Raw genomic sequence first — 14,524 nt, forward strand, 5'->3', positions numbered from 1 at the left:
GGATTAAAAGTTTAAATGAATTTTGTGATACTGTTTTCTTAGCGTTTCAGACTAAAATGACCTTTCGTTTCTCTTCCATCTTCTAATTTCACAGTATACCAATAATCATCTGCAGGAAGGAGTACTCCGTTTAGCGTTCCGTCCCATCCTCTACCTGAAGGATCAATTTGTAATAGTAATTTTCCGAATCGGTCAAATATGTAGATAATGGCATTTTTATTTAGATTGGTATTAGCTCCTTTCATATTCCAATAATCATTATAGCCGTCATTATTTGGAGTAAAGTATTTAGGCATTCCAACAACTGCGATAGTTTTGCTTGTGGTACCACATTGATTTTTATCATTGATAAATATTTCATGAATTCCTGTTGATACATCATCAAAGAAATTTGAATTTTGGAATGGTCCATAAGGAGAATTTAAACTGTATTCGTAATCTCCTTGTCCAGTTACATTAACGGTTACGGTGTTAACAGCTGTCAAATCATCAACAATGACAGATTCAATATGGGCAGCATCGGAAGCAGTTACATTAATGGTTCTTGTTCTGCTGCATCCACTGGTTGTTTTTACTTCTACTGTATAAATTCCCACATTGTTTACTGCTAAAATTGATGCGTTTGCATTAGTTATAAGTATTCCGTCTTTTTTCCAGCTGTAGGTGTAATTACTTGTTGAGGAACCATCTGTGATTCCGGCATTAAGTGTTACAAAAAAATCAGGAAGGTTAGAGCAGACTAGTCCATCTTCAATGTGATCTTCATTAGTATCAATGTTTGGCAGTTTTTCAACGTTTAAAGTGATATAAGGACCAATTCCAAAACAACTGTTTTCTAATTCGCTGTCTATGCGACCCCAAATTTGTTGTGTATTAGGATATCCAGTATTTCTGTAATTTGATGTATTCGTGATAGCATTAGTTTCTTCAAGAGCATCAGCTTGATTTCGATAGTATTTTATGGAGTAAATTGCATTTGAAACAGGAAGCAAACTTTGAATTTCGTTTGTTACGCTGCTAAAGTTGAAAGTCGAAATTCCATCTTCATCATTTTCAGTTGCATTTATAAAGTCATCACAAACATAAAATGAACGGTTAAAATTAGAAGCAGAAATGTTAGTGGCTTCAACTTTTAAATTTAATTGGGCAACAGAAAAACAATTAGTGTTATTGTTTTCAACTCTCGACCAGACAGTCTTAGCACTAGGTGTTTGGTTTATGAAAGATAATGGATTCGAAATCAAATCAGCAGAATTCTTCGTTTCGGCTCCTGCTAAAGAATTATAATAGGTAAAGGTTTCATTTGTGTGATTAGGCGAAATAGCATCATTTTTAACCGTTAAATTAAAAGCAGTCATAGCATCTAAATCATCATCACATTGAATAATGGTTACATCAGAAACTATCGGTACAGGGTAAACAGTCAAATCAGCAGGTTCCGAAAATAAACCGCAAGAATTACCAGTTTTACTTAAAACTACCCGGTATTTAAAGCCATTCATTGTGTTTTTGACCTTGTTTATTATCAATGTATTAGTTGTTGCTCCAGAATAAGTGGCATTGTCAATAATTGTATTCCAATTGATTCCATCATCAGAAACTTCCCATTGATAAGAATCCAGAGGATTTGTTACAATCGTAAATTCTGTATTTTGGAACTCACATTCTATTCGATTTTCGGGTTGCGAAGTAATCAAAATAGGTGCCGAAAGAATATAATTACTGCCTGGATTTGTATAACCATCAGCAGCATTGGTAATTACACCATTTGTGTTTACTATTGCGATAGTATTTCCTAAAAAAGAATCCATGTTTCCGTCAGAAAATCCAGCTTCGATTACATCTGAACACGAGTCATTATCATTGTCTGTCTCTATAGTATTATTGATGGTATCCCCATCCGTATCTTCAATTGTGTAATTGATTATTCCTGAATTGAGTGTAGTTTCTAAGGTGTTATAAAGTCCATTTTGTCCAAAGCTGATTGGCGTTCCATCAATAATCCCATTCGAATTATTATCAGGCGCTTGGCTTCCTGATTCTAATAAATCATAAATTCCGTTATTGTCGCTGTCCAAATCTAAATAATTAGCTATGCCATCATTATCACTGTCTATCGGAGTTAATCCAAATTCATAAATATCGTCTAAACCATCGGCATCAGAATCTATATTTGTTTTGGATTTATATGGATTTTGAGCTTCAATGGTATCAGGTACACCGTCATTATCACTGTCTAAATCCAGCTGATTAGCTATTCCGTCTCCATCAGAATCAAGAGGAACGCAAGTGGCAAAAAGAGCAAAAGTAGCCTTGTTTGCTTGAATATCGGATGTGTTTTTTTGGATGAAAGTAAGGGAATTCGTTAAGTAAGACCGAAAGCTGAACGTTCCTGTTCCAGCAGCCAAAGGAACTGTACTGTTTACTCTGAAACGAATTTCAAAAGACGAATATTCGGTAATTCCACTTTCAAAAATTCCATCATAGTTGGTGTCAATTAATAATTGATTATTTGGATTCAGGACGGTAATCGTGGTGTTGAATGGCGATTTTACAATGAAATCAGCATTAGAATTAATTAAATCACCTACAGCTGCAGTTGTAACATATTCTAAAGCTATTGACAAAGGTTGATCAAAATGCATTTCATATGTTATCGAATTTCCTTTTCCCGATGGAACTTCAGTAATAAAATCACCATTACTTTTTCCGATAAATGGATTTACAACTGCCGGAGAAGTTCCCGCAGTTATGACAGTTCCTGTAAATGAGTTCGAATAATTCCCTATTTGTATTGAACCTGCAGTAAAATTGGAAGTGTTGATGCTTAAATTTCCATAGGATTCTGCACAATTAGTAATTCCATCTTTATCATTATCAACATCCATATTGTCGATTGTTACATCATTTCCCATGTTTGAAGGACAGTCACTTACCGGAATTTCATCTGAAATAAACGTTGTGCCACATGTAGAAATGGCCGCAGATACATAGTAATATCCTGGTTTAGTTGGATAATAACTGTTTGAATTTGCATTTGAAATAGCTTCTTTATTAAAAAACCATTGATAAGTATCAAATCCTAAAATTTCACTAACCGAAAGTTTTGTATTTGGAATACAACTGGATTGTGTTATATTAATTTTTTCAAAAGTGATTTGAGGTTTAAATATAAATCCAGAATAGAAACCACCATAAGTTGATGCGCCACTTGAACCGTAATAGGATAAGTAAACTGAATTTGTGGACAGTACTGAAATGTTTCCTGATAAACCTTCAAAAGTATACGTTTCATAACCGCTATTTCCAGTTACCGCCAATGGACCTTTGAATGTTATACTCGAAGGTAATGTATAAAGGGTATGTGATGTACCGTTTATTATAAAATTCAATGTAGCATTTTTTTCAGTAACAATGCATACAGTGCCAACAAAATCAGTAGTATTTCCCACTTTATTTATAAACGGAATATTATTGATGATTTTTGGTGTTTCACAACTCAAAGGCGGAACAAAATGCATATTTTGATTGGCTTGCGAATCAGTTCCTCCAATGCTTTGATAAGCAAATACATTTTTTGAGGTTTGTACATAAAGATTTCTTTCGTTAGAAAAATGCGACCCATCAAGTGCAAGATATTCTCCGGAATCTAATGTTGTAAATGGAATGCTGCTGCCGTTTAAATAAACAATGGTATTATCTTCATTGGCAACAATCAATGGACGTTCAATAATATCTGATCCGCCACCTTTGATAAAAATATATTCTTTTCCGGTTCTTTCAGCAGAAACAATTTGGTCAAAACCTAAATCTAAATTACTTAAATCTCCATTGGTTCCCGCAAAAGATCCGCAGTTTACCGCAACGGGTTTGTCAGAAGTAATTAATGCTCCAATCATACCGTCTCTATTGGCATTATTGGGGCCTTGAACCGCAATAACATAACTTTCGCCAGTATTTAAAATAAAGTCTGAAGGACTGTTTCCTGCTGAAGCATTATTTAGTATTGAGATACCGGGTTTCAAATCGCTGAATACTATTTTAGTGTTGTTTTCGGTGGCCAAAATCGAAGCAAATGTGTAGTGATTATCAGTAGTGCTTTCTACGCTGGTATTGGTAAAAGCACCAATTCTGAATTGTGTTCCTAAAGCTGCTAATCCTTTAGAAACTAATCCGCCAGCTTGGTAGTTTTGAGGAGTTGAAGTAAGACGAACAGTTACATAAACTAAATCTTCGGCTTCAATAATATAGCCTTTATTTTTTTTTATTTTACTTACATCCGATGCGTTTACTAATAGTTGGGTATTAAATCCTTTACCAATATTCAAAACATAGGGCAGGTCTCTTGAAACGGTCCCTTTAATAGTAGTACTTCCAATTTGAATTATTTTAAAATTTACTGCTTTTAAACTTGGACAGGAAATATACATATATTGTCCCTGAGGTTCCTGACTGTCAGAATTAGATAAAGGTGGTATGTAATGTGTTTTGCTGAATTGTGCGAAGCAACCAATGGATAAAAAAAGAAATAAAAAGAGTACCGTTTTTTTCATCTTATAAAAATAGCAAAATAAAATTTATCGCTTTAACGAAAAGTGACCTTTTATAGTTCTATCGTCTAAGATTAACTGAAACCAATAATCATCAGATGGTAAGGTTAAACCATTGAAAGTTCCATTCCATCCATTACTCGTAGCAGAAAGTTGTTTTAATAATTTTCCATAACGGTCAAAAATAGTCACAATGGCATTTGGAAATAAATTAAGGTTTTTAATTTTCCATAAATCATTATATCCGTCACCGTTTGGAGTAAAATAACGGGGATAATCCATGACATAAACGGGATAGGGAATTGACAGTCCGCAACCATTTTTATCACGGGCATAAGCCAAATAACTTCCTGCAAGAACGCCGTCGAAAACTGGACTCTCCTGAAAATAAAGTCCGTCAAGCGAAAACTCATAATCGCCAATACCAGTATATTGTATCGAAACTGAATTGACATTTCCGTTAAAATCAGTAATTATAGAATCGGTTATAATTGCTGTTTCGGAGGGAATTACATTAAAATTCTTTGTTTTTTCACAACCATTTAAATCGGTTACTTTTACAGAATAATTTCCAGAAGTTGTGATTGTAATCAAATTTGAAGTAGAGCCGGTGTTCCATAAATAACTCGAAAAACCATCCCCAACACTTAAATCTACAGCGCTGTTTTTACATAATATCAGATTTTCATCTTCAAAATTTGGAAAATCAAATGTATATGTTACCAAAGTAATCGCACTGATTCCGTAACAATCAGAACCATTTATAATTCGTGCAAAAAGGGTCTGTTGATTGGGAATTGAAGTCGTAAATAAATTTGGCAAAGGATTTTTTTCTAAAATAGCATCGTTTTCATTCAAATAATAATTCACCAATAATCCGGAAGGCAATCCATTCAAAATTTGTGGTGTTATTTGTGAATTAAGATCAAATTCATGTAAACCATCTTGTAAGCCATCGGAATCACATGTTGCAACAGTTTGAGAGGTAATTGTATGATTTGAAGTAGTTAAAGTTACCTCCGCAAAAGCAGGACAACCTAAAGCATTAGTAACTCTGACAAAAACAATTTGGTCAGGAACGGTGTTTTTATAAGCAGTCGGATTTGGTATAGGATTAGTTTGTCCTTGCGCGGCAATCAAAGATTCAAAATATTCTAAATTACTTAATCCCGAAATTCCATTTTTTATTACGGAATCTATTTTGGTTAAATCAAAAACAGAAATTCCGTCATTATCATCGTCACATTGTATTAAAAGGGCATTTTTTAAATCGATTTTTGGGATATATTCAATTTTAATATCTTCGGTTGCTGTACACCCTGCAGATAAAATCACATCAACTGTATAAATTCCCGGAGCAGTTACAGTGTAGGAAGGGTCTGTCGCCAAAGGTATTTCTACACCATCTTTAAACCATTTATAGGAATAATTTACAGGCAATTTCGTGTCAATGATGAAGCTTTCGCCAAAACAAACCGCATTATTATTGGCTAAAAGTCGGTCTTGTCCCAAATCGATTTTCGAAGAAAAACTTCCAGCCTCTAGAAATACCACAGAGTCATAATATTCTTCTTCATCATCAGCAATTACCAGTTTTATGTGATAGGTTTTATTAGGTATTACATAAGTTTGTGCAGTCAAAACCTTAGTTTGACCACTGTAATTAACGGGGCTATTAAAGGAATTATATCCGTTGAAATAGGTTTGGTTTATAGCAGGACAACCACTTATAATACCGGATGAACTGTTGAAATTATTAATTAAAGGATGAACGTTTGTAGACGAAACCGGAGTTGTAGTGCCTGGTAAAACAGCAATATTCTCATAATTTGTTGAACTTCCTGCTTCTTTTATCAAAAATGCAAATCCATCGGAGTATTCACAAGGAAAATAATCCTGATATTCATTCGAAGCAAAAATATAATTAAAACTGATGAAGTTAGTTAAAGGCGTAAAATCAAATTCTAATGAAGTGGCATTAACGCTTTTAATTTCTATTGTTTGGTTTAAATCCGCATCACCTTTCCAAGACGTATCTCCGCCTCCCAGATTTCTTATGAAAGGACCAACAGAATTTGAACTGCTCCAAGTGCTCAAAAGAACTCCTTCTGTAAAAGGAAAATTAGAGGTTCCTGAGCTGAAAGCGGCATAACTTTTTTTACTCCCAGACGACAAATCTCCAGAGACACTAAAGTTAGAAACATTGGCACAAGAACTGTTTACCAAAATATCTTCGGTGAGTTGTTGGGCATTTTTTGTTTCATCTACAGTGATATATTGTGCTTTAGCAGCATAAAAATTACCAAAAATAAAAGCAGAAAATAAAATTATTTTAAGACCTTTCATAGCCTACAAATATACTATAAATCTCTATTTTTCAGTAATCTATGCGACAGGTAAATGAAAATAAAAGTCCAAAACAAAACAATTAAAAGTCCAGAAAAAGGTACGCCATAATCTTTACTGTTTTCAACACCAATTTGATTTCCAATGGTTTTCACTATTGAAAGTCTTGTAAAGGGTTCCACTATTAAATTAGACATTGATTCCAAAGGAAAAAATTGGGTAATTTGGCTTGCAATTTTGCTTTCAGGAAAGATTTTAAAAGTTAAAATTCCTTTGATAATGCCTTCAATAATATTCCAGACAAACAAAAATCCTAGTGCAAAAGCAGAACGTTTTACCAGTATTCCTAAAAACAAACAGAAAGAGAAGAATCCAACCAACTTAACAAAAAAGGCTAAAAGATATTCTAAGTTCGAAAAAACAATTCCTATTTCGGTGTAGGATGAAAATCCATAACCTAAAATCAAACTTAATATAAAAATAAAAACAGTCGATAAAAAGGCAAAAGCGACCACGGTCAAAAACTTAGAAAGTATGAATTCTTTCTTACTCATTCCATCAATAAGATTTTGTTTCAGTGTGCCGTAACTGTATTCATTTGCCATCATTGAAACAATAACTATGGCTAGAAATAGTTTTAAAATTGCAGCAATAAAGGTATTGAAATGCCAAATAAAAGGAAAATTAAAAATCCCCATTTCAGCAAGATGGAATTTAAAAATACCAAGGTCAAATTTTATTGAGGCAATCAATGCAATAAAAGAGAGTAAAATAAAATACGTTAATGTCAGCACTCGGCTGGCTTTGTTTAACCAAATTTTTTGTAATTCTATAGAGAGTAATCGTTTCATGTTTGTGATTTTATATTTTGTGATTTTAGAATTGAAAGGTTCCGGATTATTTATTTTCCGTTAATTCCAGAAACTGTTCCTCAAGACTGTTTTTTCGTTTAACCAAATGGCTTACACTAATGTTTTTCTCAAAAAGAAACCGATTCAAATCTTTTGCTTCTAATTCTTCTTTTAAATAAACTAAAACTTTTTCCTCTTCTTTTTTAATGTTTTCTACTGCCGGATGTGTTTTTAGAACAGCAATTAAATGTTCAATATCATCGGCCTGCAATTCGAAAAATCCTTCGTTAGCTGACATTCCGTCGACTAAACCGGTATATAAAATTTCGCCTTTTCTCAAAACCAAAACATGGGTACATACTTTTTCTACTTCATCTAATAAATGAGAAGCGAGTAAAATGGTAGTGCCTTGAGAAGCAATTTGTTTAATAATATCTCTAATTTGATGAATTCCCTGAGGATCTAAACCATTAGTAGGTTCATCAAGAATTAAGATTTCAGGATCGTTTAACAGGGCAGAAGCAATTGCTAAACGTTGTTTCATTCCTAAAGAAAAAGTACTGAATTTACTGTCTTTACGTTCATTTAAACCTACGAGTTCCAGTTTTTCCTGTATCTTAGAATAGTTGATGTTTTTTATTTTGCAAACCAATTTCAGATTTTCCTCTGCCGTCATGTACGGATAGAAATTGGGTCTTTCAATGATAGCACCTACTTTTTTTAAGGCTTCATGAGTTTCTATTTTTCCGTCAAACCAGTTGTAATTTCCAGAAGTTTTATTGACTACATTCAAAACGATGCCCAGAGTCGTTGATTTTCCGCTTCCGTTTGGGCCTAAAATTCCATAAACATGTCCTTTTTTTATTTCGAAAGAAACATTTTTTAAGGCTTGTATGCGGCCATATCTTTTGTTGAGGTTCTGAATTGTAAGTATTGTTTCCAAAATGATTTTTTTTGATTTCAGATAGGACGAACAACAGTCAATTTTGTTACTGTAAAACTATAATTTAATGTAAATTTGTATCAAATATTTTCAAAATGAGCGAGCCTTTAATGCTTTTCAAAAAACCATCTTATCCTATAAATCCATCACTTTTAGATTATTTGGAGCGATTTGACCGTATCTCAAAAGTGCCAATTTCTTATGATGATTTGTTGCGTTTTTCGGGTTCTATAAATGTATATGATAAAAACGAACATGATACACTTTGGATTCGGGTGTATTATAATGAGTTTGAAAGGAATGAAATTGATTTGACTTTAAAAAAAATCTATTCTCTTTTGCATTCAGATGGTAATCTTGGGATTATTAAATTTTTGAATGTCGATTCTATCGATTATTGCACTTTTGGAAACTCAAAGCCTTTTCGAATAAAAGTAAGGAATATTCTCAATGATAATTACACGCATTTCTACATCAAGAAAGCCGATGCTTCAAGGGTTTACGGGCTAGAATTGGAACATATTTTATCTCCTGACAAAATCAATTTTTTGGTTTTTCAAGATACTTTAATCGAAGAACACATCATGGGAATTGCCGGAGATGTATTCATTAAAGATTATTTGAAAGAGTGCAGCGAAACCGAAAAATCCCAAATTGCAAAGGAATTTGTTAAGTTTAATGAGCGAAGTATGATTCGATTATTAGGAGACATGCGTGCCTATAATTATGTAATTGTACCAATTCATGATTTTGACCAAGTGGTTTACCGAATTCGGGCTATTGATTTTGACCAACAATGTTACGAAGGAAACTTTAAAGTCTATAGACCTCAGTTTTTCAAGGAAAATTATCCAATGGTAAAATTGGTAAAAGATAAACTTCAAACCAGTTCTATTGAGCAGTATAAAGATGAAGAACGGGCAGTTCTGGCAAAAAGAATAATTTCGGCCGAAAACAGGATAAAACGTCTCATGAAAATTATGGGGAATGATGTTATTTCGACCACAGAACATTTGGAACAATTAAAATTAGAATTGTATCGCTATACTAATGATTTAAACTTCAAGAAGGCACAATCTATGGGGAATATCATGAGCGCAGCGTTTGAGTTTATTACCAGAAATTTCAAAAACACCAATTTATTTAAATAATAAAAATAGCAGTTTTCATCTCAGAATTACTTCGGATTTTAGAGGTATTTAATTAAAAAGCGATGCAAATCATTTTATGAAAAAGTATAGTTCCATATTTCTTGCTTTTGTTGTAATGGCTTGTCAACAAGATTCAGGTTCAATAACAACACTTTATTCTTTGCCTAAAAAGCTAAAAGAAGTTTCGGGAATTGTATATTCTGAAAAAACGAATTTACTTTGGACATTAGAAGACAGCGGCAATGCTAATGCCATTTATGGACTGAATGCTGAAAACGGAAGTCTCGAAAAGATAATAACTATCGAAAATATCCAAAATAAAGATTGGGAAGACATCACAAAAGATAGCGAAGGCAACTTGTATATTGGTGATTTTGGAAACAATGACAATGACAGACAAGATTTGTGTATTTACAAAATAGACAAAAATACATTAGACAAAGAAAATACAACTCCGGCGTATAAAATTTCGTTTGCTTATCCCGAACAAAAAGAATTTCCTCCAAAAAAGAAAGCATTATTTTATGATGCAGAAGGCTTTTTTGAATTTCAGAATAATTTTTACCTCTTCACCAAAAACCGAAGTAAAGGATTTGACGGAACCGCTTTTTTATATAAAATTCCCAATGCAGCAGGCTCTCAACAAGCTATTTTGGTAGGAGAATTTAAAACTTGTGCAAATTATAATCATTGTGCAATTACCAGTGTATCCATAAGTCCTGATGCTTCAAAAGTGGTTATCCTTTGTCACGATAAAGTATTTTTATTCGAAAATTTTAAAGGAGACAATTACTTGAAAGGAACGCAAACCGAATTAAATTTGGATCATTTTTCTCAAAAAGAAGCCATTTGTTTCAAGGATAACGATCTTTTAATTATTGCCGATGAGCGAACAAAACAAATAGGAGGAAAAGTATATCAAGTGTCACTTAAAACATTAAAATCCAAATCCTAAACCAAAAGCAATTCGGGCTTCTTCCTCTTCCAAACTTTTGAACCACGTTATTCTTGCTGTAATCACATTCAGTCCGTTGAGCCATAATCCGCCACCAAATGATTGGTGCCATTTGTTTGAATTTTCACCTGTTGCCCAAACTCTGCCGTAATCAAAACCGCCCAAAATCCCATATGACATAGGGGCAAAGCTTCTTTTTATCTTACCTAAATTCCAGCGAATATCACTGCTTTGGTAAAAAGACTGTTTGCCTAAAAAGCGTTCGTTTCTAAATCCTCTCAAATCATAATCGCCACCTAATGTTGCTCCTTGGTAAAATTCAAAATTATCATTGAACAGTATTTTTGCCTTTATGTGTGTGGCCAAAACTATTTTTCCGTAGGCATCAAGTTTATGATTAAAATTGATTTTAGTATCTAAAGCTGGAAAATTTCTTTGGGTCTCCTGAAGATTCATTTTCCAACTTCCCGCTGCTGAAAATCCAAATCCCATCGTTGGCAGTGAAGGAATATCGTAATTTTCAAAACTGTATTTTAGTGTTGCTCCGGCATATTGTTGGCTTTCAAAAACAGCTGAATGAACTGTTTCCGGGATATTTATAAATCGATTAGAGGTTTCTTCAACTTGAATTTTTTCGAAAATTGTAGAGAAATAAATTTCACTTCCGAATCGTCCCATTTTTTTGATTGATGGCGATACATTTAAGGTTCGGAGGCGAACACGATTGTAATCCATTCCTAAAATGGCATCATTGTTTACGGTTTCGTTTCCAAAACCAAAATAGTTAACAGTAAAATTAGGACTCGTAAATTTTGATTCTAAATCTATATCCCATTTGCCATAAGCTTTTGGAAAATGTCCGTTGTAAAGCAATTCAAATCCATCTGTAGCAAAGAAATAATTTGCTTTTAGAATGTGTTTTTGAGTATATGGATTCTGATTGAATTTATTCACCGTGTAATTGGCAATAAAACCTAATTTTACACCATCATCAGGATTATAGCCGCCAAAAGGGAGCCCAGAAAAGACATTATATTTCGGTTTTTCATAATCATACAAATTGGTTTCGTATTCGTCTGTCAAAACAGTTTTTGTTTTTGTATCTAATGAGTATGTGTTTTCTCTGGATTTAAAATCATATATTTTTACTTTTTTTCCATTTGTTACAGTATAAGAATCGTTATTTTGTCCGCCAATTAATCGGAGATTTATAGCTGCTTTGGCATTGCCCTTTACTTCATAAACATCATCATCGTCTAAACCATAAATCCATAGATTTTTCGTTTTTCCAGCTGTAAATTTTTTGGTGTAAACCAATTCATTACCCTCTTTTTTGATGCGATATACAGCTACTTCAACAGTGTTTTTTGTATTGTGAGTAATGATAAATTTATCTTTTTTATCCGTTCCAACAATTAAAACAGTCTTTTGCAGTACATTGTAATAATTTGATGCATAGAGTTGTAACTGATTTTTTCGTGCTTTTAATTTATGTTTAATGCTTTCAATGGTTTCATCCTGAACTTCTTTGGGTAAAGTCTGAAAAGCAGCATCAATATCAGCATCCGATAGGTGTTCCTGTATGTATACAGCTTCTTTTATCCAGTCGTTTTCATTGGCTGTTTTCAAGAACGCAATATCTTGAGGATACGGCTCACGGTTGAACCATTTTACATTTCGAATATTATCTTTAAATGTTTGCATGTGACGCAATGCCGGCATATTCATCAAGAGCGAAAGTAAGGCTCCGTCATATTTTGTAAAAGCTTGATCTCTGTCGCGCGGAATGGGTTTGTAAACGATTTTACCCTCTGCTTTGTATTCGCCCCAGCGCCATTGATCACTGTGTCTGTCCCAATCGCCAATGAGCATGTCAAATAGTCGGGCTTTGATATATGATTTTTCATCAACCGAATATTTCTCATCTTTGTGAATGTTTTTCAATACGTCATCGGTGCTGATAATCGCATTTGGTTTACCAAAACTTGCAACTTCTTTTTGACTATCTGTCGGACGTTCTTCTACCATATACAATTCATTTCCAAAAGTCATATTGAACTCTTTTAATGCTTCGTGTTTCGGAATATAATATAAGGTCGGGTTGGTATGGGCAACACCAATTTTTTCGGCTAAATCCCCCACAATAAATGGAGTGTAAGGATGTGAAGTCGTGTAGAAATCAAATAAAAAATCTTCAGCATATGTATCTTCAAATTCATTTACAACAAATTGATCTTTAAATGCTACCGCTTGTAAAAAACGGGAAGCACTTTTTTTTAAGGCTCGCATTACATATTCTTTTCCGTTTTTGTCTACGAGTTGTAAGGATTTAGATTGATGTCCGCCACCTGCTCTTTTCGGTTTTAATCCGCCAAAAAGGGTATCGATAGTTGCGGTTTGTACTTGGATTGGAGTGTTATATATTTTTCTGTAATGTTGTCCAAAAAGAAACCTATAAAAGGCATTTTTATGAGTTTGTTTATAGGAATAAATTGCGGCAGTTGTGGTTGTATCAAAAGAAGAAGATGTAATTGGGGTGTATTTGTCTTTTGAATTTATAACTGTAGTTTCAAAAAGTAATTTTTCTGCGTTCTTTTCATTGCCATAAAAAGAGGCTTTTGCGGCTCCGTTTTCATAAACAGTCAAAGCTGTGAAACCATTTCCTCCATAAGAAAAATCATTAGGAAAAACGGCTTTTGCAGCTTCTGATTTTGAACCTGCACCACTAATGATTTGTTTGATATTGTCTTTTTCAATGTATTGTAAATTATGGTCATGACCCGAAACAACGATAACATTTTCCTGACTTTGTAATAGTGTTTTTACCCTTTTTATAAAAAATGTATATTGTTTATTTTGAATATCTTGTGGACTGATACCGGACGTTTTTCGGAGTAAATTGAATAGTGAACCAATAACAGGAAGCGGAATTTTTTGTTCCAAAGGAAAAAGTTGTTTTTCTATCGAAAATTGTCCGCCGTGTGTTCCGTTGCTCATCAACGGATGGTGTAATGCCACAAGTATTGTTTTGTCTTGGTTTTTATTCAAAACATTTTCTAATTCTTCAAAAAAAGCATCTCGCGTTTTGATGTCACAATCGTCATTGATAGTTGGACTATCATTCCAATCTTCTAAAAACCATTGGCTGTCTATGACTATTAAAGTGATTTCATCATTAATTTTCACATCATCAATTCCGCAACTTTTTCTTGGCAAAAATGCTTTTGCATCATTGAGATATTCATTTACAAATTTAGCTTGGCGTTCTAATCCTTTGATGCCACTGTACCAATCATGATTTCCCGGGATAAAAATAGTTTTTCCTTTAAAATCTTTCGATAAATTCAATTGGTCGGTGAGTTTTGTTTCTGCCAAAATTCGTTCCTCGGGATGGTCAGTATTGGGTAATCCTTTTGGATAAATATTATCGCCAAGAAATAAAAGAGTACTATTTTTGTCCGATTTTTTTAATCTGTTTTCGAGTAATTTAAGTGTTTGTTGCGCTTTATCTTCATTAGCATTTCCGGCATCTCCAATTAAAAAAAAAGTATGGACAATTTTTGAGCTGTCAGTTGCGTTTTGGGATACAGGATTTTCTATGTTTTTTCCAAATTGTACTTTATGTGTCGCACAAGATTGCAAGAGCAGAAAAAGAAGAATAAAGCCAATAGTTGTTTTATTCCGGTTTATAAAATGGTTATCCAAAAACAATTCCATAATTTAGTAGT

At 33.4% G+C, this 14,524-nt stretch carries 7 protein-coding genes; 2 read left to right on the plus strand and 5 right to left on the minus strand.

Going from position 1 to position 14,524, the window contains the following annotated elements:
* Positions 1 to 38: 38 nt before the first annotated feature.
* The 4 genes from O6P34_RS09135 to O6P34_RS09150 are packed head-to-tail and all read right to left on the minus strand — an operon-like array spanning position 39 to position 8,690.
* Entirely contained in the window at positions 39 to 4,553 is a 4,515-nt protein-coding gene (locus tag O6P34_RS09135) for a T9SS type B sorting domain-containing protein (RefSeq protein ID WP_269684200.1), read from the minus strand.
* A gap of 24 nt (positions 4,554 to 4,577) precedes the next feature.
* Complete coding sequence (locus O6P34_RS09140) at positions 4,578 to 6,896, minus strand: T9SS type B sorting domain-containing protein (protein WP_269684201.1); 2,319 nt, start codon at positions 6,894 to 6,896, stop codon at positions 4,578 to 4,580.
* Between the two features lie 14 nt (positions 6,897 to 6,910).
* Positions 6,911 to 7,747, minus strand: a complete 837-nt coding sequence (locus O6P34_RS09145; protein WP_269684202.1) for an ABC transporter permease — start codon at positions 7,745 to 7,747, stop codon at positions 6,911 to 6,913.
* Between the two features lie 46 nt (positions 7,748 to 7,793).
* Positions 7,794 to 8,690 carry an ABC transporter ATP-binding protein gene (locus O6P34_RS09150; RefSeq protein WP_269684203.1) on the minus strand — a complete coding sequence of 299 codons (897 nt, stop codon included), beginning with the start codon at positions 8,688 to 8,690 and terminating at the stop codon, positions 7,794 to 7,796.
* Between the two features lie 95 nt (positions 8,691 to 8,785).
* Here O6P34_RS09150 and O6P34_RS09155 point away from each other — a divergent pair, with 95 nt between their 5' ends.
* Positions 8,786 to 9,841 carry a hypothetical protein gene (locus tag O6P34_RS09155; protein ID WP_269684204.1) on the plus strand — a complete coding sequence of 352 codons (1,056 nt, stop codon included), beginning with the start codon at positions 8,786 to 8,788 and terminating at the stop codon, positions 9,839 to 9,841.
* A 76-nt stretch (positions 9,842 to 9,917) separates the two neighbouring features.
* Positions 9,918 to 10,796 carry a hypothetical protein gene (locus O6P34_RS09160; protein WP_269684205.1) on the plus strand — a complete coding sequence of 293 codons (879 nt, stop codon included), beginning with the start codon at positions 9,918 to 9,920 and terminating at the stop codon, positions 10,794 to 10,796.
* Here the strand turns inward: O6P34_RS09160 and O6P34_RS09165 are convergent.
* Positions 10,779 to 14,513 (minus strand): metallophosphoesterase, encoded by a 3,735-nt coding sequence (locus O6P34_RS09165; protein WP_269684206.1) that lies wholly within the window; start codon positions 14,511 to 14,513, stop codon positions 10,779 to 10,781. The genes O6P34_RS09160 and O6P34_RS09165 overlap by 18 nt on opposite strands.
* Positions 14,514 to 14,524: the final 11 nt, after the last annotated feature.

The organism is Flavobacterium lacustre (assembly GCF_027474525.2).
Lineage (GTDB): Bacteria > Bacteroidota > Bacteroidia > Flavobacteriales > Flavobacteriaceae > Flavobacterium > Flavobacterium lacustre.